Here is a 19778-nt window from a genome sequence, read left to right as displayed (position 1 = left end):
CATTCACAGGAACCTCACCGCCAGCAGGGCGGCGACCACGAGGGCCGCGCCGGTGAACATGGACAGGGCGTAGGAGCGCACGAAACCGGTTTGCACGCGCCGGATCCGGGCCGACAGTCCGCCGATCACCGCGGCGGTGGAGTTGACCAGACCGTCGATGCCGCGGTTGTCGACGAACACCAGCGACCGGGTCAGGTGCCGGCCGGGACGCATGAACGCGGCCTCGTTGGCGGCGTCGCCGTACAGGTCGCGGCGCGCGGCCTCGACGAGCGGGTTGCCGGCGGGCGCGGTCTCGGCGATCGGGGACTTCGCGTACTGGTCGTAGGCCACCCAGACGCCGGCCGCGACCACCGCGAGCGCGAAGAAGGTGATGGCCCAGGCGGGAATCACCGGTTCGCCGTGATGTTCGCCGACCACCGGGGCCAGCCAGTTGGTGAGCGAGGACCCGTAGGCGAACAGCATGCCGGAGAAGACGGATCCGAAGGCCAGCAGGATCATCGGCCCGGTCATCGAGGCGGGCGCCTCGTGCGGATGCGTGCCTTCCTTCCAGCGGCGCTCACCGAAGAAGGTGAAGATCATGACGCGGGTCATGTAGAACGCCGTGATGCCCGCGCCGCACAGCGCGGCCAGACCGGTGACGACGCCGCCGACCCCGCCGTACGCGAAGGCCGCCTCGATGATCCGGTCCTTGGACCAGAATCCCGCGAACGGCGGAACACCCAGGATCGCAAGGTATCCGAGCCCGAAGGTGACGTAGGTGACCGGCAGCAGCTTGCGCAGTCCGCCGTAGCGCCGCATATCGGTCTCGTCGTTCATGGCGTGCATGACCGAGCCCGCGCCGAGGAACAGTCCGGCCTTGAAGAAGCCGTGGGTCAGCAGGTGCATGATCGCGGCCGCGTACCCGACCGGGCCGAGCCCGGCAGCCAGCACCATGTAGCCGATCTGGCTCATGGTCGAGGCGGCGAGCGCCTTCTTGATGTCGTCCTTGGCGCAACCGATGATCGCGCCGAACACCAGAGTGACCGCGCCGACGGCCATGACGGCCGCCTGCGCGCCCGGCGCGAGATCGAAGATCGGGTTCGAGCGGGCGATCAGATAGACACCCGCGGTGACCATGGTGGCGGCGTGGATCAGCGCCGACACCGGTGTCGGACCCTCCATGGCGTCCCCGAGCCAGGACTGCAGCGGCACCTGCGCGGACTTGCCGCAGGCCCCGAGCAGCAGCAGAAGCCCGATGGCGGTGAGGGTTCCGGTGCCCGCGTGGCTCGCCGACCCGAACACGGTCTGGAAGTCGATGCTCCCGAAGGTCGCGAACATGACCATGAGCGCGATGGCCAGCCCCATGTCGCCGACCCGGTTGACCACGAACGCCTTTTTCGCCGCCGTCGCGGCGGAGGGCTTGTGATACCAGAATCCGATCAGCAGGTAGGACGCCAGGCCGACGCCTTCCCAGCCGAGGTACAGCACCAGGTAGTTGCCCGCGAGGACCAGCACCAGCATGGCGGCCAGGAACAGGTTGAGGTAGGCGAAGAATCGCCGCCGTCCCTCGTCGCCGTTCATGTACCCGATCGAGTAGATGTGGATCAGCGATCCGACGCCGGTGATCAGCAGCGCGAAGCACATCGACAGCTGGTCGAGTTGCAGCGCGAAGTCGACCTTCAACCCGGCGACCGGCACCCACTCGAACAGCGTGTAGTGCACGGCCCGTTCGGAATTCGGCCGGTCCAGCATGTCGGAGAACGCCCACGCCGCGACCCCGAACGAGGCGAGCGCCAGCGCGGTGCCCGGAATATGGCCCCAGGTGTCGCCGATCCGGCCGATCAGCAGCAGGAATACGGCCCCCGCGAGCGGGAGCGCGGGCATCAGCCACAGCATCTGTGCGGTATCCATGTCAGTACCGCAGCAGGTTCGCGTCGTCGACCGAGGTCGAGCGGCGGGCACGGAAGATGCTCATGATGATGGCCAGGCCGACCACGACCTCGGCGGCGGCCACCACCATGGTGAAGAAGGCGAAGACCTGACCGTCGAGATTGCCGTGTGTGCGCGCGAAGGTGACGAAGGCCAGGTTCACGGCGTTGAGCATGAGCTCGATGCACATGAACACCACGATGGCGTTGCGCCGCACCAGGACTCCGGCGGCGCCGATGGTGAACAGCAGGGCCGAGAGGTACAGATAGTTGTCCGGATTCACCGCTGGCCTTCCTCGTGAGTGTCGTCGCCGGGAACGTCGCTGCCGTCGCCGACGGTCAGCACGACCGCTTCGGTGTGGGCGCGATTGCGGCGGTGCCGCAGGATGGTGCTGACCGACAGCTCCTCGAAGGAGCCGTCCGGCAGCCGCGCGGGCGCGTCGACGGCATTGTGGCGGGCGTACACGCCGGGCGTGGGCAGCGGCGTCACCCGGGTCCCCGCGCGGAAGCGTTCCTTGGACAGGGTGCGCTGATCGGTAGGCGGCCCGAACCGTTCGCGGTGCGCGAGCACCATGGCGCCGATGGTCGCGGTGATGAGCAGGGCACCGGTGAGCTCGAACGCCCACACGTAGCGCACGAAGATGAGTTCGGCCAGCGCCCCGACGCTGTAGTTGCCGCCCAGGCCGGGACCGGTCTCGGCGACGCTCCGGTCGGCCATGCCGCGGGCGATGCCGCTGATGAGCAGCATGCCGAAGCCGGTGCCCACCACCACGACCGCGAGCCGCTGCCCGCGCAGCGTCTCCCGCAGCGACTCCGCGGAATCCACGCCGACGAGCATGAGCACGAACAGGAACAGCATCATGACCGCGCCGGTGTAGACGACGATCTGCACGATGCCCAGGAACAGCGCGCTCTGCGCGATGTAGAACGCCGACAGCGTGATCATGGTGGCGGCCAGGCACAGTGCCGAGTGCACGGCCTTGCGCGCGCAGACCATGCCGAGCGCGCCGAGCACGGCCACCACGGCGAGGATCCAGAACTGGACGGCCTCGCCGGTGGAGGTGTGCGTGACGATCTGCTGGGCGGGCTGGGCGATCCGGTCGGTGATCATGATTGCTTGGTCCCTTCCGCTCCGGCGAGTTCATCTGCCGCGCCGGGGACTTCGCCGCGGTAGTAGGAGCCCTCGTCCGCGCCGGGGTACATGGCGTGCGGCGGGGCGACCATGCCCGGCTGCATCGGGGCGAGCAGATCCTGCTTCTCGTAGATCAGCCCGGCGCGGTTGTCGTCGGCCAGCTCGTACTCGTTGGTCATGGTGAGCGCCCGGGTCGGGCAGGCCTCGATGCACAGACCGCACCCGATGCAGCGCAGGTAGTTGATCTGGTAGACGCGGCCGTAACGCTCACCGGGAGAGAAGCGTTCGTCCTCGGTGTTGTCGGCGCCCTCCACGTAGATGGCGTCGGCGGGACAGGCCCAGGCGCACAGCTCGCAGCCGATGCACTTCTCCAACCCGTCCGGATGCCGGTTGAGCTGGTGCCGGCCGTGATAGCGCGGCGCGGTCGGGGTCTTGACCTCGGGGTAGAGCTCGGTGTTGGGCTTCTTGAACATCGTGGATGCGGTGACCACGAATCCGCCCAGTGGGGCCAGCAGATCCGGCTTCGGCGTGGACGCCATCGGTGTCGCGGGCATCGGCGGCACGGGGAAGTCCGAGTACGCCCGCGTCGAATCCGGGTCCGGGGAGGCGTTGGCGCGGTCGTAGCCCGCGTGCCCGGCCCGGATCACCAGCGCCAGCAGCACGGCCGCGACCACCAGCCCGCCGATCACCATGCCCGCGGTCTGGATGTGGGTGCCGTTGTTCTGCAACACCTTCAGGGTCGCGACGAACATGACCCAGGCCAGCGACACCGGGATCAGGAGCTTCCAGCCCAGGTTCATGAACTGGTCGTAGCGCAGCCGGGGGAGCGTGCCACGCAGCCAGATGAACACGAACAGGAACGTCCACACCTTGGCGGTGAACCACAGCATGGGCCACCAGCCGCTGTTCGCGCCCGCCCACAGACTGATCGGGAACGGCGCGTGCCAGCCGCCGAAGAACAGCGTGGTGGCCAGCGCGGACACGGTCGCCATATTGATGTACTCGGCCATCATGAACATGGCGAACTTGAGCGAGGAGTACTCGGTGTGGAAGCCGCCGACCAGCTCGCCCTCCGCCTCGGGGAGGTCGAAGGGCGCGCGGTTGGTCTCGCCGACCATGGACACCGCGTAGATCAGGAACGACGGCAGCAGCAGGAAGACGTACCAGGTTCCCTCCTGCGCCTTGACGATTCCCGAGGTGGCCATGGTGCCCGAGAGCAGGAACACCGCGGCGAAGCACAGCGCCATGGCGATCTCGTAGGAGATGACCTGCGCGGTGGAGCGCAGCCCGCCCAGCAGCGGATAGGTGGACCCGGACGCCCAGCCCGCCAGCACGATGCCGTACACGCCGACCGAGGCCATGGCCAGGATGTAGAGCACGCCCACCGGCATATCGGTCAGCTGCAGCATGGTCTGGTGCCCGAACATGCTGACCTGCGGCCCGAACGGGATCACCGCGAACGCCATCACGGCGGGGATCAGCGAGATCACCGGCGCGAGAATGAAGATCGGCTTGTCCACGATGGCCGGGATGATGTCCTCCTTGAGGAGCATCTTCACGCCGTCGGCGATGGACTGCAGCGAGCCGCGCGGCCCGACCCGGTTGGGTCCGACGCGCATCTGCATGAACGCCACGATCTTTCGTTCCGCGTACACCGCCAGCATCGGGATGAGCAGCAGGAACACGAAGATCCCGATGGATTTCACCAGCACCAGCCACCACGGATCGTGGCCGAACATGCCGAGGGTGTTCGCGTCAGGCCCGGAGGAGGAAGCCTGCGTAACCACGGAGGGCCCCGCGAGCACCCTGATCAGATCGAGCTCACTCACGGTGGTCCTCCCGTCGGATACGCACGAGGTGGCCGGGTGTGGTGCCGAGCTGCACCAGCACGTCGGAGCCGGGGGAATTCATGGGCAGCCACACCACGCCGTCGGGCATCTCGGTAATGACCAGGGGCAGGGTGATGTGGCCGTGGTCGGTCGCGGCGGTCACCGGATCGCCGGTGGTGGCGCCGATCCCGGCGGCGGTCCGGGCCGACAGCCGCACCACGGGGGTGCGGGCGGTACCCGCCAGGTTGGGTTCGCCGTCCTGGAGCCGGCCGCGGTCGATGAGCATCCGCCAGGACGCGAGAACCGCTGTACCCGAATGGGGTTGGGCCGGCGGATGCGGGCGGTGCACCGGCGTAGGGGCGGGCGCGCCGTCCCAGACTCCGAGGTCGGCCAGTTCCGCGCGGGCTCCGGCGGCGTCGCGCAGGCCCAGCCGCACCCCCATCTCATTGGCGATGGCGTCGAGGACCCGGTATTCGGGCAGCGGCGCGGCCTCGCGGCGGACGGCGGAATCACGCAGGGCGGCTTCGAATTGGCGGTGGCGGCCCTCCCAGGTGAGGAAGGTGCCCGCCTTCTCCATGGCGGAGGCGACCGGGAACACGACATCGGCGCGGGCGCTGATGTCGCTGCGGCGCAACTCCATCGACACCACGAAGCCCGCCGCGTCGATGGCCTGCAAGGCGGCATGCGAGTTGGGCATGTCGCCGACCTCGACGCCGCCGATGAGCAGCGCGCCCAAGCTGGGCGCGGCGGCCAGGATGGCGGCGGTGTCGCGGCCGGGAGTGCCCGGCAGTTCGTTCACGTTCCAGGCTTCGCGAACCTGTTTGCGCGCGGCGGGATCGGCGACCGGCCGTCCGCCGGGCAGCAGCACCGGCAGCGCCCCGGCTTCGAGCGCGCCGCGCTCACCGGCGCGGCGGGGGATCCAGGCCAGCGTCGCGCCGGTGTCGTCGGCCAGCCGCGCCACCGCGGACAGGCCACCGGGAATGCCTCCGAGGCGTTCACCGGCGAGGATGAGGGCGCCGGGCTCGCGCAGCAGGTCCGCGACCTCGCGCAGACCGCTGTATCCGGCGGTCAGATCGTCGGTTTCACCGGTCCGAATCGCTTCCAGCACATGCGGTTCGGCACCCGGCGCCGCCGGCAGCAGGGTGCCGGACAGCTTCTGCAGGCCGCGGGTCGCATACGGCGCGAGCGAGTAGATCGGTGTGCCGTTGCGGCGTGTGGCCTTGCGCAGCCGCAGGTGGACGATCGGCGATTCCTCTTCCGCCTCGAACCCCACCAGCAGCACGAACGGCGCGCGTTCGAGGGCGGCGTAGTCGACGGTGATGCCCTGCCCGGCCACCCGGGCGGCCAGGAAGTCGGCCTCCTCGACGGAGTGCTCGCGGGCCCGGAAGTCGATGTCGTTGGTGTTCAACGCGACTCGCGCGAACTTGGAGTACGCGTAGGCGTCCTCCAGGGTCACCCGGCCGCCGACCAGGACGCCCGCCTTGCCGCGCGCCGCGGCCAGTCCGCGCGCCGCCGCACCGATGGCCTCCGACCACGACGCGGGTTGGAGGCTGCCATCCCAGCCGCGCACCAGCGGTGTGGTGAGCCGGTCCTTCTCGGTCAGATAAGTGAACGCGAATCGGCCTTTGTCGCAGTTCCATTCCTCGTTGACCTGCGGATCGTCACCGGCCAGGCGGCGCATCACCTTGCCACGCCGGTGATCGGTGCGCTGAGCGCAGCCGCTCGCGCAGTGCTCGCACACCGCCGGGCTCGACACCAGGTCGAAGGGCCGGGCGCGGAACCGGTAGGTGCTGCCGGTGAGCGCGCCGACCGGGCAGATCTGCACGGTGTTGCCGGAGAAATAGGAGTCCAGCGGCTCCCCGGCGGCCGTGCCGACCTGTTGCAGCGCACCGCGTTCCATCAGTTCGATGAACGGGTCACCGGCCACCTGCTGCGAGAACCGGGTGCAGCGCGCGCACAGCACGCAGCGCTCCCGGTCCAGCAGGATCGCCGAGGACAGCGGAATCGGCTTGGGATAGGTGCGCTTCTCACCGTCGAAACGGGATTCGGCGCGCCCCGCCGACATGGCCTGGTTCTGCAGCGGGCATTCGCCGCCCTTGTCGCACACCGGGCAGTCGAGGGGGTGATTGATGAGCAGCAGCTCCATCACGCCCTCCTGCGCCTTGGCGGCCACGGGCGAGGAGACCTGGGTGCTGATCACCATCCCCTCGGCCACGGTCTGGGTGCAGGAGGCGACGGGCTTGCGCTGCCCCTCGACCTCCACCAGGCACTGCCGGCACGCGCCGACCGGGTCGAGCAGCGGATGGTCGCAGAAGCGTGGGATCTGGACGCCGATGAGTTCGGCGGCCCGGATCACCAGGGTTCCGGCGGGCACCGAAACCGGAGTGCCGTCGATGGTCACGGTCACCATGTCGGTGGGGGTCACCCCGCCACCGGTTGTGGAGCTCACTGTCGAGGTCATCGTGCTCCTTGGGTGGCCCAGGCCGTGGTGCGGGCCGGGTCGAACGGGCAGGCGCCGAGGCGGATGTGCTCGGCGTACTCGTCGCGGAAGTACTTCAGGGAGGAGAAGATCGGGCTGGCCGCGCCGTCACCGAGGGCGCAGAAGGATTTGCCGTTGATGTTGTCGGCGATGTCGGCCAGCTTGTCCAGGTCGGTCTCGTGGCCCCGTCCGCTCTCCAAGCGTTGCAGCAGCTGGACCAGCCAGTAGGTGCCCTCGCGGCAGGGGGTGCACTTGCCGCAGGATTCGTGGGCGTAGAACTCGGTCCAGCGCAGCACCGCCCGCACTACGCAAGTGGTGTCGTCGAAGATCTGCAGCGCCTTGGTGCCGAGCATGGAGCCCGCGGCCGAAACACCCTCGTAGTCGAGGGGGACGTCGATGTGCTCGGCGGTGAACAGCGGGGTCGACGAACCGCCCGGAGTCCAGAACTTCAGGGTGTGCCCCTCGCGGATGCCTCCGGCGTAGGTCAGCAACTCGCGCAACGTGATTCCGAGAGCCGCTTCGTACTGGCCCGGTCGCGTCACGTGACCGGAGAGCGAGTAGAGGGTGAACCCCGGCGACTTCTCCGTGCCGAACGACCGGAACCACTCCACGCCATTCGCGAGGATGAGTGGCACGGACGCAATGGATTCCACGTTGTTGACCACGGTCGGGCAGGCGTAGAGGCCGGCGACAGCCGGGAACGGGGGACGCAGGCGCGGCTGACCGCGGCGGCCCTCGAGCGAATCCAGCAGCGCGGTCTCCTCACCGCAGATGTAGGCGCCCGCCCCGGCGTGCACCACGATCTCCAGGTCGAAACCCGAGCCCTGGATATTGCGGCCGAGATAGCCGGCCTCGTACGCCTGCTGCACGGCGGCCTGCAATCGGCGCAGCACCGATACCACCTCGCCGCGCACGTAGATGAACGCGTGCGAGGCGCGAATGGCGTACGCCGCGATGATCACGCCCTCGATGAGGGTGTGCGGCGTGGCCAGCATGAGCGGAATGTCCTTGCAGGTGCCAGGTTCCGACTCGTCGGCGTTGACCACCAGGTAGTGCGGCTTGGTGACGCCGTCAGGGCCGGGACCCTGCGGGATGAAGCCCCACTTCATGCCGGTCGGGAAGCCCGCGCCGCCGCGGCCGCGCAGACCGGAATCCTTGATGGTGGCGATAACCTCGTCCGGCTGCATCCGCAGCGCCTTGGGCAGCGCCCGATAGCCGCCCTGACTGCGGTAGGACGCCAGGGTCCAGCTGTCCGGGTCCGCCCAGTGCTTGGTGAAGACGGGAGTCAGAGCAGTCGTCACCGAGCGCCTCCGTCGGTCGGGTTCTCTTCCGCGGCACGCAGACCGGCCAGCGACGCGGGCCCGGCCACACCGTCGGTGGCGCCGGGTCGCTGGTCCGGGTAGCCCGCGAGGATACGAGCGGTCTCGCGGAACGTGCAGGGCGGGATGCCGCTGCGCGAGGCGGTCGGCGGCTGGTCGCGGCGCAGCGAATCGACCAGTTCCTTGGCCGATTCCGGGGTCTGGTTGTCGAAGAACTCCCAGTTGACCATGATGACGGGCGCGTAGTCGCAGGCGGCATTGCACTCGATGTGCTCGAGGGTGACCATGCCGTCCGGGGTCGTCTCGCCGTTCCCGAGTCCCAAGTGCCGCTTCAGGTCCGCGAGGATCTCGTCGCCGCCCATGACCGCGCACAGCGTGTTCGTGCAGACGCCGACGTGGTAGTCGCCGGTCGGGGTGCGCCGGTACATGGAGTAGAAGGTGGCCACCGCGGTGACCTCGGCATCGGTCAATCCCAGCTGCTCGGCACAGAATTCGATGCCGGTACCGGACACGTAGCCCTCGACCGATTGCATCAAGTGCAACAGGGGAAGCAGTGCCGAACGCGGATGCGGGTACCGGGCGATGATCTCCCGGGCCTCCACCTGCAGCCGGTCGTGCGCCTCCGGCGGGAACGGGATCGGCCGCGTGGTCAGGTTCAGCAGGATCTCGGTCATCGGTCCACGCCTCCCATTACCGGGTCGATGGAGGCGACGGAGGCGATCACGTCGGCGACCAGGCCGCCCTCGCACATCGCCGCCACCGCTTGCAGATTCGTGAACGAGGGGTCGCGGTAGTGGACCCGGTACGGGCGGGTGCCGCCGTCGCTCACCATGTGCACGCCCAGTTCGCCGCGCGGGGACTCGACCGCCACGTACACCTGGCCGGGCGGGACCCGCAGACCTTCGGTCACCAGTTTGAAGTGGTGGATCAGCGATTCCATGGAGGTGCCCATGATCTGGCCGATGTACTTCGGCGAGTTGCCGAGGCCGTCCGGCCCGAGCTGCAAGTCGGCAGGCCAGGCGATCTTCTTGTCCTCCACCATGACCGGGCCCGGCCGCAGCTTGTCGAGGCACTGCTCGACGATCTTGACCGATTCCTTCATCTCGTTGACGCGAATCAGGTAGCGGCCGTAGCAGTCGCAGCCGGTGTCGGTCTGCACCTCGAACTCGTAGTTCTCGTAGCCGCAGTACGGCTGGGACTTGCGCAGATCGTGCGGCAAACCTGTGGAACGCAGCACCGGTCCGGTGATGCCGAGCGCCATGCAGCCCGTCAGATCCAGGTAGCCGACATTGCGGGTGCGGGCCTTCCAGATGGGGTTCTCGTTGAGCAGCATCTCCATGTCCCGCAGGCGGGTCGGCAGCAGGTCCAGCAGTTCGCGGACCTTCTGCACGCCGTCGTCCGGGAGGTCCTGGGCCAGGCCGCCCGGGCGGATGTAGGCGTGGTTCATGCGCAGACCGGTGATGGTCTCGAACACGTCGAGGATCAGTTCGCGTTCGCGGAAACCGAACAGCATCGGGGTCAGCGCGCCCAGTTCCATGCCGCCGGTGGCCAGCGCCACCAGGTGCGAGGAGATGCGGTTCAGCTCCATGAGCATCACGCGGATGACATTGACGCGCTCGGGGATCTGATCGGTGATGTCGAGCAGCTTCTCCACCGCCAGGCAGTACGCCGTCTCGTTGAAGAACGGCGACAGGTAGTCCATGCGGGTGACGAAGGTGGTGCCCTGCACCCAGCTGCGGTATTCGAGATTCTTCTCGATGCCGGTGTGCAGGTAGCCGATGCCGCAGCGCGCCTCGGTGACGGTCTCACCCTCGATTTCGAGAATGAGCCGCAGCACCCCGTGCGTGGAGGGGTGCTGCGGGCCCATGTTCACGACGATGCGTTCCTCGGCGATGCCGTCCAGACTCGCGGAGATCTCGTCCCAGTCGTTTCCCACCACGGTGACCGAGCGTTCGGGCCGGTCCTGGGTGTCACGACGGGACTTGGTGCCGGTGTTGTTCATCAGGAGTACGTCCTCCGCTCGTCGGGCGGCGGGATGCGCGCGCCCTTGTATTCGACCGGGATTCCGCCGAGCGGATAGTCCTTGCGCTGCGGGTGGCCACGCCAGTCGTCGGGCATGGCGATGCGGGTCAGCGACGGGTGACCGTCGAACAGGATCCCGAAGAAGTCGTAGGTCTCCCGCTCGTGCCAGTCCACCGTCGGGTAGACCGAGTACAGGGAGGGCAGGTGCGGATCACTGTCCGGCACAGAGACTTCCAGCCGCAGGCGGCGGTTGTGGGTGATCGAGTTCAGGTGGTAGAGCGCGTGCAGCTCGCGCCCGGTGTCCTCCGGGTAGTGCGCGCCGCTGGCGCCCAGGCACAACTCGAAGCGCAGGGCTTCGTTGTCGCGCAACGTCTTCGCGACCAGCACCAGGTGATCGCGGCGGATGTGCAGGGTGAGCTCGCCGCGGAACACGACGATCTTCTCCACCGCCTCGTCGAAGGTCTTGGCCAGCGCCAGGCGCAGATGCGCGATGACCTCGTCGAAGACCGGGCCGTAGGGGGCGGGGGTACCGCCGGGCATGGAGACGGTCTGGACCAGGCGGCCGTAGCCGGAGGTGTCGCCGGTGCCGGAGACGCCGAACATGCCCTGGCGCACGCCGATCACATCGTCGGCCGGCGGCGCGGGCTCGGCGGCCGGAGACTCGGCGGCGGCGGATTCCGTTGTGTCCGGGGTCTTCTCAGTGGGTTCCACGGCCGCCTCCGGGGGGCTCTCCGTGCCGACAGGTGCATCGAAGCTCATCGCAGCAGCCCCTTCAGCTGAATGGTCGGGGTGCTGGCGAGCGCGGCGGCTTCGGCCGCGCGCACGGCCTCTTCGCGATTGACGCCGAGCGGCATCTCCTGAATCTTCTCGTGCAGCTTCAGGATCGCGTTCAACAACATCTCCGGCCGCGGCGGGCAGCCGGGCAGGTAGATGTCGACCGGCACGATGTGGTCGACGCCCTGCACGATGGCGTAGTTGTTGAACATGCCGCCCGAGGATGCGCAGACACCCATGGCCAGCACCCATTTCGGTTCGGTCATCTGGTCGTAGACCTGGCGCAGCACCGGGGCCATCTTCTGGCTCACCCGGCCCGCCACGATCATCAGATCGGCCTGGCGCGGCGAGGCGCGGAACGCCTCCATGCCGAAGCGGGCGATATCGAATCGCCCGCCGCCGGTGGCCATCATCTCGATCGCGCAGCACGCCAAGCCGAACGTCGCCGGCCACAGCGAACTCTTGCGCAGATAGCCGGCCAAATCTTCCACCGTGCTCAGCAGGAACCCGCTGGGCAGTTTCTCCTCGAGACCCATGTCGGACTACTTCTCCCGGATCGGGACATCCCGCCTCGCACGGGATGTGTGAATGGAAATCCCCTGTGCGCCGATCAATCCCAGCTGAGACCGCCGCGCCGCCACTCGTAGGCGTAGGCGACCGAGACGTTGAAGATGAACAACGCCATGGCGGCCAGCCCGAACACTCCGAGTGCGTCGAAGTGCACGGCCCACGGGTAGAGGAAGACGATCTCGATGTCGAAGATGATGAACAGCATGGCGGTGAGGTAGTACTTCACCGGAAAGCGTTGGCCCGCAGCGTTTCCCGGACCGCCCGCGACCGCGTGCGGGGTCGGCTCGATACCGCATTCGTAGGCCTCGAGCTTGGCCCGGTTGTAGCGCCTGGGGCCGATCAGGGCCGCCAGGAAGATGGAGAACACCCCGAACGCGGCGGCGACCGCGCCGAGAACCAGGGTCGGTACCTCGATATTCACTTCAGCACTACCCCTCCTGCGAGCTGGACGACGCACTACGGACGGCAGCGGGCGCGGCGGGATGATGTCAGTGGTGCATGGCAGTCATGCATCTCCCCGCGCTCCTGTGAGCTACGGCACAGATTACAACTCGGACGAGAAGATACATGACGATTCGCGATCGCGTTTGATCGAATTCGGAACGGTCTTTTATGACCGATTGGACGCAATCCCGTTTGTCACGTGACACGGGTTTGCCCTGATCGTGAGGGCAGAGGAAGATCAGACCGCGAAGCTATTACCGAGCACACCCAGGACAGCGTCGGTCAACCGGATGGGGTCGATGGGGTGCGGCACCGCCGCTTCCGCGCGCGACCAATTCGCCAGCCAGGCATCATCGGGCCGACCGGTCAGCACGACAATCGGTGGGCAGTCGGCGATTTCGTCCTTGAGCTGCTTGGCCAGGCCGAGACCGCCCTCCGGGGCCGACTCGCCATCGAGGATCAGCAGATCCAATCCACCGGCGTCCATGCGCTCGAGGACCACCGGGCCCGTGGCCACCTCGACGTAGTCGATGGGCGGCAGATCGGGGTGCGGCCGTCTGCCCAGCGCCAGCATGATCTGGCTCCGGGTGTCGGCATCACTGCTGTAAACGAGGACTCGCACGGCGGCGGGACGTTTGGCATCGGCCACGTTCCGCATGCTACGTCGCAGATGGGGCGGCGCGGGGCAGCTTCGCGAGAAGTCCGCGTACGCGTCGCGGAATCGCCTGTCGCGCAATGTGTCGATGGCCGGTTGTTCGTAATCCGAGACCGGTACGATCCCGCGAATGAGGGGAGATGTCACGCAACGCCTCATCGAAACCGACGTGTGGACCGACGAGTTGGTGGGGCGAGCCGGGATTCCGGTCTTCGATGTGCCGCTGGTGAGCGTCGGCAGCGGGCTGGGATCGTTCACTCTGTTCGACACCTTGCGGATCTACGGAGTGCCCGGGGCGGCGATGGCGGTGCTCGGGCCACAGGACGTGCCATGGGGGTCCTACGAATACCTGACTCGGGTGTCGCAGATTCCGCGCGGGGAACGGCTGCGCAGCGATTCGGGCGGGACGCCGGACAATATCTGGGGATTTCCGTCCTATGCCCTGCGTGAGGCAATAGCTGAAAAGTCGCTGTCAGCTGTGTGGAATGTCTTGGTGGAGCCTGTTCTCGCCGAGCACCACACGCCTCGGGCAGGGCAGGTCTTGGTAGCGCTGGAGCGCGAATTCGAGCGGGTCGAATACGCACGATCCTTGCGCAAAGGGCAGGTCCGCATGGTGCGCAAACGGGTCGGCGGCGGGTACTTCACGATCCTCACGCCACCGGAAGGGGCAGCGGCGACCAAGCGAATCGCGTTTCGCAGCAGTCATGTTCACATCGCGGTCGGGTACCCCGGGCTGCGGCTGCTGCCGGATCTGCAGGAGTACCGCGAGCGGTATCGCGATCCGACGCGGGTGGTGAACGCCTACGAGCCGCACGAGCACGTGTACGAGGCATTGCAGCGGCGGCCCGGGACGGTCATGGTGCGCGGCAGCGGGATAGTAGCCAGTCGTGTGCTGCAACGGCTGATCGACGACCGGGATCGGCTGCGGCTCAACACCCAGATCCTGCATCTGTTCCGGACTTATGTGGCGGGACCACAGGGGGAGAGCGTGTTCGGGCGGCGGGCGGGAGCGAACGGGTGGGCATATCAAGCCTTCAACTTTCCCAAGGCGAGCTTCGGTGGGCAGATCAAGCAGCGGCTGCTGAAGCTCGAAGGGCGGGAGCGGGCGGAGGCGCTGAAGACGCTGGGCGGGACCACGACGCCGCGGCGCAAGCGGTGGGAGGAACAGCTGACGCGGGGGCGGGCGCAGGGCTGGTATCAGATCCTGGTGGGGTCGGCGCGGAATCTGCGGCCCGATCGCACCCGGCCCGGGGTGGTGACGACGGTCGCGCCGGAGGCGGACGGGCCGAGCGGCTTCGCGTCGACCGACCGGCCGGTTGACGTGCATGCCGATTACGTCATCGACTGCACCGGGCTCGAAGCCGACATCCGGGAGCATCGGCTGCTCGCCGATCTGCTCGATCACACCGGGGCGCGGGCCAATCCGCTCGGGCGGCTCGATGTGGATCGGACCTTCGAGCTGTTCGGAACCCGCAGCGGGCCCGGGCGGGTGTACGCCTCGGGTAGCGCGACGCTGGGCGGGTATTTCGCTCCCGTGGACTCGTTCGCCGGATTGCAGTACGCGGCCTTGGAGATCGCCGATGACCTGGCGGCGAACGGGTTCTGCCGACGACTCGATGCGCTGCGGTCGCTACGGCAGTGGTGGTTGTGGATCACCGACCGGAAGATTCCGGCATGACGCCGACGCTGTGGGGGCGGATTCAGACTCGCGTGATCGTACTCGGGGTGATCGGGGCGGTGATCACGCTACTGATCACGCCGCTGCTGCCGATGGAGAGGCTGTCACTGGAGCAGGGGTACCGGGTCACGCTGACCATGTTGGTGGCGGTCATCCTGCTCGGAGTCGGGTGGGAGCTGGCGTATCACGGCCTGCAGCAATTCCGGTGGGACAAGGACTGGCCGACAGTCTTCGGGCTGGTGACCATCGCGAACGAGGGACTGCTGCTGTGGCTGCTGACGCGGTACACGTCAGCGGTCGTGCCCCGGGACCTGCGGCCGTCCGCGCCGGCGTTCGGCATCGATTTCACGCTGACCTGGCTTGCGTACTGGGGATTCGTCAACGGTCCGATCCGGGTGGTGCTGCCACGCTGGCGATATACCGGGGGCCGGGTGCTATGACGGCGCGGGTCGAGGTGGTGCCGGGCCGCCACCTGGTGGCCTGTGTCGACGGGGTGGTCGTGGTTGTCGCGCACCGGGATTCGAGTGTGATCACCGCGGCGTCCGAGGCTATTGCCGTGCTGGACAAGGTGTTGGAGATGGTGGCGGAGGCGTCGTCGCGGGAGACTCGGCGCACCGGACGCACCTTCGCACGGCTGGCGAGCACGTGGCTCATGGGTCGCACGGACGAGGAGCGGATCGAATTCGGGGTGCTCACACCGGGAAAGCGGGGGCTGGCGGTCTTTCTGCACGGGCGGGTCACCGCGATGCTCGAGGGGACCGATGACCGGGAGGTGCTGCACGGCCGCGATGCCGGATTCAGCGTCGATCGGGTGGTGAGTCCGGCGCCGGGGCGAGCGGCGGCGGTCTTCGTCGACGACGGCGCACCGCGGAAGAGCCTTCCCCGGGAAAGCGTGTGGTCGCTGCGCGACGGTCGGGTGCCGGGTTCGGGAGCGGTGATGTGGTTGGGGGAGAAGGCGAATACACCCGAGCCCGAGATCGCAGCCGGAGGTCGGGACCCGGTCCCGCGCGATTCCGGCAGCGGGCGCACCATCGCACCCACTGCCATTCCCGCGGGAATCGAGACCGCTCCCACCGGTGTCGTCGTGCACGGGTTCACCTGCGCTCGAGGACATCTCAACGACCCCCGTGTGTCCTTCTGCGTCGTGTGCGGCATTCGCATGGAGCAGCTGACCTGCGTCCTCGCCCCCGGCATCCGCCCGCCGCTGGGCGTTCTGCTGCTCGACGACGGCACCTCCTATGTCCTCGACAGCGATCTCGTGATCGGCCGTGCGCCCGCCCGCTCACCGCAGGTGCGGCGGGGCGCCCAAGCGATCCGCATCCCCGACGCCACCGGCGGCATGTCCCGTGTCCACGCCGAGATCCGCCTCGTGGATTGGGACGTCCTGGTCATGGATCGCGGGTCCGCCAATGGCACGCACATCCGCCCGCCCGGCCGCCCCGACTGGATCCGGGCCGCACCCGGCCACCCCACCGTCCTGGCGCCCGGCAGCCAATTGCTGCTCGGTGGCCGGGTGTTCACCTTCGACTCGCCGCACGGACGTTGACGGCGGAGCTTGGATCGATCCAGCCGGATGTGGGGATAGCGTCACAGAAAGCTGCCGAGCGAAGGAGCACGCGTGACTGCCGAATCCGTTGATGTCGTGGTGATCGGGATGGGGCCCGGAGGGGAAGACGTGGCCACGCGGGTGGCGCGGGGCGGGCTCGCCGTGGTCGGGGTCGAGGGGCGGTTGGTGGGCGGGGAGTGCCCGTATTACGCGTGTGTGCCGACCAAGATGATGGTTCGGGCGGCGGGGGTGCTGGCCGAGGCTCGGCGGGTGGAGGGGCTCGCGGGGTCGGCCACGGCACAGGCGGATTGGCGGCCGGTCGCTGCGCGGATCCGGGAGGAGGCCACCGACGATTGGGACGACCGGGCGGCGGTGGACCGGTTCGAGAAGGCGGGTGGGCGGTTCGTGCGCGGGTGGGGGCGGATCAGTGCGCCGGGGGAGGTGACCGTGGCGACCGAGAGCGGAGAGCGGGTGTTTCGAGCGCGGCGGGGGATCGTGCTGAATCCGGGGACGGAACCGGCTGTTCCGCCGCTCGACGGGCTGGCGGGAACGCCGTTCTGGACGAACCGGGAGGCGGTGCCGGCTACCGAGGTGCCGGAGTCGCTCATCGTGCTGGGCGGAGGCCCGGTGGGGGCGGAGTTCGCGCAGATCTTCGCGCGGTTCGGGGCGCGGGTGACCGTGGTCGTGCCGCGGCGGCTGGTGCCGCAGGACGAGCCGGAGGCGGGGCAGCTGCTGGCGAAGGTGTTCGCGGAGGAGGGGATCGAGGTCCGGGGCGGGGTTCGGGGGACTGCGGTGCGGTACGACGGGCGCGAGTTCGCACTGACTCTCGATAATGGCGAGGTGCTGCGTGCCGAGCGCTTGCTCGTCGCGGCGGGGCGGCGAACCGAACTGGCGGGCTTGGGAATCGGGGCGGTCGGCTTGGACGAGTCGGCGAGGTCAATACCGGTGGACAACCGGCTGCGGGCGGCCGAAGGGGTGTGGGCGCTCGGTGACGTCACCGGGCGGGGGGCTTTCACTCACGTGTCCATGTATCAGGCGCGGATCGTGGCACAGGACATTCTCGGTAGCGGGGACGAGGTAGCGCGGTATCACGCCGTACCGCGGGTGACGTTCACCGATCCCGAGGTCGGGGCGGTCGGTATGACCGAGGAACAGGCCCGGGCCGCAGGGCTGACCGTCCGGGTCGGAATCACCGAAGTACCTGCGTCCACGCGGGGTTGGATCCACAAAGCGGGCAACGCCGGGTTCATCAAACTGGTCGAGGACGCCGACCGCGGGGTGCTCGTCGGCGCGTGCTCGGCCGGGCCGCAGGGCGGCGAAGTCCTCAGCGCCCTGTCGGTGGCCGTCCACGCCCAGGTCCCGACCGCGACCCTGCGGGAGATGATCCTCGCCTACCCGACCTTCCACCGCGCCATCGAATCCGCGCTCGATGCCCTCGCGTCCGTTTAGGCATCGAATCGCAATCGTTGCTGTTCACACCCGCGTAACAGCGGCATCCTGGTAACCATCGATAGTCCTAGCTGGTTGGGCGGTGGGCACATGCGAATCTCGGAAATCCTGCGCCGGAAGGGCGGCGAAGTCGTCACGATTGCACCCGATGCAACCGTGCGTGAACTGCTCAGAATCCTGGCGGCACACAACGTCGGCGCGGTCATCGTCTCCCCGGACGGCACCGCCATGGCCGGCATCGTCTCCGAACGAGACATCGTCCGCCGCCTCTACCGCGACGGCGCACCCCTCCTGGACTCCCCGGTCTCCACCATCATGACCGCGGCCCTCCACACCTGCTCCCCGGACGACAACGTCGAAACCCTCAACGCGATCATGACCGAACACCGAATCCGCCACCTCCCCGTCCTCGAGGACGGCCAGATGATCGGCATAGTCAGCATCGGCGACGTAGTCAAAAGCCAAATCTCCGAACTCGAAACCGAACGCGAAGCCCTGGTCCGCTACCTCCACAGCTGACCGGCACCCGGCACTGTCGTGACGTCAGGACCTTGACCTCGACTCGAGTTGAGGTTGCAGGGTAGGGACTGTGCAGACATTCCCTGTGGAGATCGGTGTCATCCTGCCTTCGGTGGCGACACAACGGACTCAGAAACTCGATATAGCCACCGCTGCTCGTCACGCCGAGGAGATCGGGCTGGACGGAGTTTGGCACGGGGATCACCTGTCGATCGGTGTGCCTGTGCTGGATTGCGCAATTGCCCTGGCGGTCGCGGCCGCCGCGACCGAGCGGATCCAGATCGGCACCAGTGTCTACGTTCCGGCGCTGCGCCCACTGGCCTGGGCGGCCAAGCAGATAGCGAGCTTGCAGCACGTCAGTGGTGGCCGGCTGCAACTCGGTGTCGGATCCGGGGGCGGTCCGGCCCAGTGGGCGGCGGCAGGGATTCCGTACGGGCAGCGTGGAACTCGCACCGACACCGCGCTGCGTGTGTTGCCCGAGCTGCTGGCGGGCAAGCGAGCCGCGCTCCCCGATACGGCCGAGCCGATCGATATCGAGCTGGCTCCACCCGTCCCGGTTCCGCCGGTGTTGGTCGGAAACGACTCGGCTCCCGCCCGGCGACGGGTCGCGGAGCTGGGTGACGGCTGGTTTCCGTCGCTGATCCCACCGGCCCGGGTGGCGGCCGGGCTCTCCGAGATCACCGAACTCGCCGCGCAGCATCAGCGACCAGCGCCCACGGTCACCATCGGCGCGACCGGAGTTCTCGGCACCGGCGCGGACCTGCCTACCCGCGCCGAGATCGCTGCTGGAATCAGCCAAAACTACGGGAAGTCAATCGAGGAGACCTTGCCGATTCCGATCACCGGTTCCATCGAGCAAGCCGCCGAACGCATAGCCGTCTACCGGGCCGCCGGCGCCCACCATTTCGTCATCGGTATTGCCGGAGGCGACTGGCGGGGGCAATGCGAGTTGCTGGCGCAGGTGCGTTCCACACTCCGCTGACCTGCGGATAAGGCCCTACCCGAGTGGTGGCCATCCGGGCGGGCCACCTACGGGGTCAAGGGCTTTCGGCGGGGGATCACGCGGCGGTGGGTGATGCGCCAGCCGTGGGGAGTGCGGTGGAGGGCGTCCTCGTAGGTGACGCTGGTGGTCGTGGCGTCGGTGTTGACTGCCAGGCCCTTGGAGATCGCATGGGCCGTATCGCCGTCCAGGGCTGTGACCACCACATTGGTGACGTGGTGGGCGAGGGGGTTGGCGTCGCCCAGTTCGCGTGCCATGTCGCGGAGGGCTTCCACTCCCGGCACGGTGCCCGCGCCGAAAGCGGTCAGGTCGTAGGCGACGTCCTCGGTGAACACCTCGGTCCATCGATCGAACTCGCCCGAATCGCTCAGATGTCCGTGCAGGGCGACCACTTCGTGGATCGCCAGTCTGTCCGCAACCGAATCCGTCATCACCACACCAGATCACGAACCAGC

Annotated in this window: 19 protein-coding genes and 1 pseudogene; 6 read left to right on the top strand and 14 right to left on the bottom strand. The window is 68.1% G+C overall.

What is annotated here, in order from left to right:
- Positions 1-3: 3 nt before the first annotated feature.
- From nuoL to ABZ412_RS05110, 13 genes and pseudogenes are all read right to left on the bottom strand, one after another.
- Positions 4-1875 carry an NADH-quinone oxidoreductase subunit L gene (nuoL, locus tag ABZ412_RS05170; protein ID WP_357277136.1) on the bottom strand — a complete coding sequence of 624 codons (1872 nt, stop codon included), beginning with the start codon at positions 1873-1875 and terminating at the stop codon, positions 4-6.
- A gap of 16 nt (positions 1876-1891) precedes the next feature.
- Positions 1892-2191, bottom strand: a complete 300-nt coding sequence (gene nuoK / locus ABZ412_RS05165) for an NADH-quinone oxidoreductase subunit NuoK (protein WP_357010729.1) — start codon at positions 2189-2191, stop codon at positions 1892-1894.
- Complete coding sequence (locus ABZ412_RS05160) at positions 2188-3018, bottom strand: NADH-quinone oxidoreductase subunit J (RefSeq protein ID WP_357276537.1); 831 nt, start codon at positions 3016-3018, stop codon at positions 2188-2190. Before ABZ412_RS05160 ends, nuoK begins: the two co-directional genes overlap by 4 nt.
- Positions 3015-3578 (bottom strand): NADH-quinone oxidoreductase subunit NuoI, encoded by a 564-nt coding sequence (gene nuoI, locus ABZ412_RS05155; protein WP_357277133.1) that lies wholly within the window; start codon positions 3576-3578, stop codon positions 3015-3017. The genes ABZ412_RS05160 and nuoI overlap by 4 nt, the downstream gene beginning before the upstream one ends.
- Positions 3579-4778 (bottom strand): annotated as a pseudogene (gene nuoH, locus ABZ412_RS05150) (NADH-quinone oxidoreductase subunit NuoH); the annotation flags it as partial.
- Positions 4779-4860: 82 nt separating this feature from the next.
- A complete protein-coding gene (locus ABZ412_RS05145; protein ID WP_357276534.1) occupies positions 4861-7329 on the bottom strand; it encodes an NADH-quinone oxidoreductase subunit G in 2469 nt (822 codons plus the stop codon).
- On the bottom strand, positions 7326-8648 hold the full coding sequence (gene nuoF, locus ABZ412_RS05140; RefSeq protein WP_357276533.1) for an NADH-quinone oxidoreductase subunit NuoF: 1323 nt from the start codon (positions 8646-8648) through the stop codon (positions 7326-7328). The genes ABZ412_RS05145 and nuoF overlap by 4 nt, the downstream gene beginning before the upstream one ends.
- Entirely contained in the window at positions 8645-9340 is a 696-nt protein-coding gene (gene nuoE / locus ABZ412_RS05135; RefSeq protein WP_357276530.1) for an NADH-quinone oxidoreductase subunit NuoE, read from the bottom strand. Before nuoE ends, nuoF begins: the two co-directional genes overlap by 4 nt.
- Positions 9337-10668 carry an NADH dehydrogenase (quinone) subunit D gene (nuoD, locus tag ABZ412_RS05130; RefSeq protein ID WP_357276528.1) on the bottom strand — a complete coding sequence of 444 codons (1332 nt, stop codon included), beginning with the start codon at positions 10666-10668 and terminating at the stop codon, positions 9337-9339. Before nuoD ends, nuoE begins: the two co-directional genes overlap by 4 nt.
- Complete coding sequence (locus ABZ412_RS05125) at positions 10668-11447, bottom strand: NADH-quinone oxidoreductase subunit C (RefSeq protein ID WP_357276525.1); 780 nt, start codon at positions 11445-11447, stop codon at positions 10668-10670. Before ABZ412_RS05125 ends, nuoD begins: the two co-directional genes overlap by 1 nt.
- On the bottom strand, positions 11444-11998 hold the full coding sequence (locus tag ABZ412_RS05120) for an NADH-quinone oxidoreductase subunit B (protein ID WP_040808330.1): 555 nt from the start codon (positions 11996-11998) through the stop codon (positions 11444-11446). Before ABZ412_RS05120 ends, ABZ412_RS05125 begins: the two co-directional genes overlap by 4 nt.
- 74 nt (positions 11999-12072) lie before the next feature.
- On the bottom strand, positions 12073-12453 hold the full coding sequence (locus ABZ412_RS05115) for an NADH-quinone oxidoreductase subunit A (RefSeq protein ID WP_357276523.1): 381 nt from the start codon (positions 12451-12453) through the stop codon (positions 12073-12075).
- A gap of 261 nt (positions 12454-12714) precedes the next feature.
- The gene (locus ABZ412_RS05110; RefSeq protein ID WP_357276520.1) at positions 12715-13134 is read right to left on the bottom strand and encodes a hypothetical protein; all 420 of its coding nucleotides are present in this window, start codon (positions 13132-13134) and stop codon (positions 12715-12717) included.
- 127 nt (positions 13135-13261) lie between these two features.
- Between ABZ412_RS05110 and ABZ412_RS05105 the strand changes: the two genes are divergently transcribed.
- The 6 genes from ABZ412_RS05105 (at position 13262) to ABZ412_RS05080 (ending at position 19305) form a co-directional block, all read left to right on the top strand.
- Entirely contained in the window at positions 13262-14809 is a 1548-nt protein-coding gene (locus ABZ412_RS05105; protein WP_357276517.1) for a hypothetical protein, read from the top strand.
- Positions 14806-15249, top strand: coding sequence for a hypothetical protein (locus ABZ412_RS05100; RefSeq protein ID WP_357276515.1), 444 nt, complete (start codon positions 14806-14808; stop codon positions 15247-15249). The genes ABZ412_RS05105 and ABZ412_RS05100 overlap by 4 nt, the downstream gene beginning before the upstream one ends.
- Positions 15246-16355 carry an FHA domain-containing protein gene (locus ABZ412_RS05095; RefSeq protein WP_357276512.1) on the top strand — a complete coding sequence of 370 codons (1110 nt, stop codon included), beginning with the start codon at positions 15246-15248 and terminating at the stop codon, positions 16353-16355. The genes ABZ412_RS05100 and ABZ412_RS05095 overlap by 4 nt, the downstream gene beginning before the upstream one ends.
- A gap of 72 nt (positions 16356-16427) precedes the next feature.
- Positions 16428-17804: an NAD(P)/FAD-dependent oxidoreductase gene (locus tag ABZ412_RS05090; protein WP_357276511.1), complete on the top strand. Its 1377-nt coding sequence runs from the start codon at positions 16428-16430 to the stop codon at positions 17802-17804.
- Between the two features lie 90 nt (positions 17805-17894).
- The gene (locus ABZ412_RS05085; RefSeq protein ID WP_357276510.1) at positions 17895-18323 is read left to right on the top strand and encodes a CBS domain-containing protein; all 429 of its coding nucleotides are present in this window, start codon (positions 17895-17897) and stop codon (positions 18321-18323) included.
- Positions 18324-18393: 70 nt separating this feature from the next.
- A complete protein-coding gene (locus tag ABZ412_RS05080) occupies positions 18394-19305 on the top strand; it encodes an LLM class flavin-dependent oxidoreductase (protein WP_357276508.1) in 912 nt (303 codons plus the stop codon).
- Between the two features lie 47 nt (positions 19306-19352).
- On the opposite strand, the gene ABZ412_RS05075 is transcribed toward ABZ412_RS05080, so the two are convergent.
- Positions 19353-19754 (bottom strand): nuclear transport factor 2 family protein, encoded by a 402-nt coding sequence (locus ABZ412_RS05075; RefSeq protein ID WP_357276505.1) that lies wholly within the window; start codon positions 19752-19754, stop codon positions 19353-19355.
- Positions 19755-19778: the final 24 nt, after the last annotated feature.

The sequence above is a fragment of the Nocardia sp. NPDC005746 genome, from assembly GCF_040630785.1.
Classification (GTDB): domain Bacteria; phylum Actinomycetota; class Actinomycetes; order Mycobacteriales; family Mycobacteriaceae; genus Nocardia.
The sequence above is the reverse complement of the archived record's forward strand: the minus strand, read 5'-3'. Positions and strand labels throughout refer to the sequence as shown.

Excerpts from the sequence above, each read along its gene's own strand:
- ABZ412_RS05125 (WP_357276525.1), bottom strand. The coding sequence starts at position 11,447 with ATGAGCTTCGATGCACCTGTCGGCACGGAGAGCCCCCCGGAGGCGGCC.
- nuoL (WP_357277136.1), bottom strand. The coding sequence starts at position 1,875 with ATGCTGTGGCTGATGCCCGCGCTCCCGCTCGCGGGGGCCGTATTCCTG.
- ABZ412_RS05105 (WP_357276517.1), top strand. The coding sequence starts at position 13,262 with ATGAGGGGAGATGTCACGCAACGCCTCATCGAAACCGACGTGTGGACC.
- nuoI (WP_357277133.1), bottom strand. The coding sequence starts at position 3,578 with ATGGCGTCCACGCCGAAGCCGGATCTGCTGGCCCCACTGGGCGGATTC.
- ABZ412_RS05145 (WP_357276534.1), bottom strand. The coding sequence starts at position 7,329 with ATGACCTCGACAGTGAGCTCCACAACCGGTGGCGGGGTGACCCCCACC.
- nuoD (WP_357276528.1), bottom strand. The coding sequence starts at position 10,668 with ATGAACAACACCGGCACCAAGTCCCGTCGTGACACCCAGGACCGGCCC.
- ABZ412_RS05075 (WP_357276505.1), bottom strand. The coding sequence starts at position 19,754 with ATGACGGATTCGGTTGCGGACAGACTGGCGATCCACGAAGTGGTCGCC.
- nuoE (WP_357276530.1), bottom strand. The coding sequence starts at position 9,340 with ATGACCGAGATCCTGCTGAACCTGACCACGCGGCCGATCCCGTTCCCG.
- ABZ412_RS05120 (WP_040808330.1), bottom strand. The coding sequence starts at position 11,998 with ATGGGTCTCGAGGAGAAACTGCCCAGCGGGTTCCTGCTGAGCACGGTG.
- ABZ412_RS05100 (WP_357276515.1), top strand. The coding sequence starts at position 14,806 with ATGACGCCGACGCTGTGGGGGCGGATTCAGACTCGCGTGATCGTACTC.
- ABZ412_RS05110 (WP_357276520.1), bottom strand. The coding sequence starts at position 13,134 with ATGCGGAACGTGGCCGATGCCAAACGTCCCGCCGCCGTGCGAGTCCTC.
- ABZ412_RS05160 (WP_357276537.1), bottom strand. The coding sequence starts at position 3,018 with ATGATCACCGACCGGATCGCCCAGCCCGCCCAGCAGATCGTCACGCAC.
- ABZ412_RS05085 (WP_357276510.1), top strand. The coding sequence starts at position 17,895 with ATGCGAATCTCGGAAATCCTGCGCCGGAAGGGCGGCGAAGTCGTCACG.
- ABZ412_RS05095 (WP_357276512.1), top strand. The coding sequence starts at position 15,246 with ATGACGGCGCGGGTCGAGGTGGTGCCGGGCCGCCACCTGGTGGCCTGT.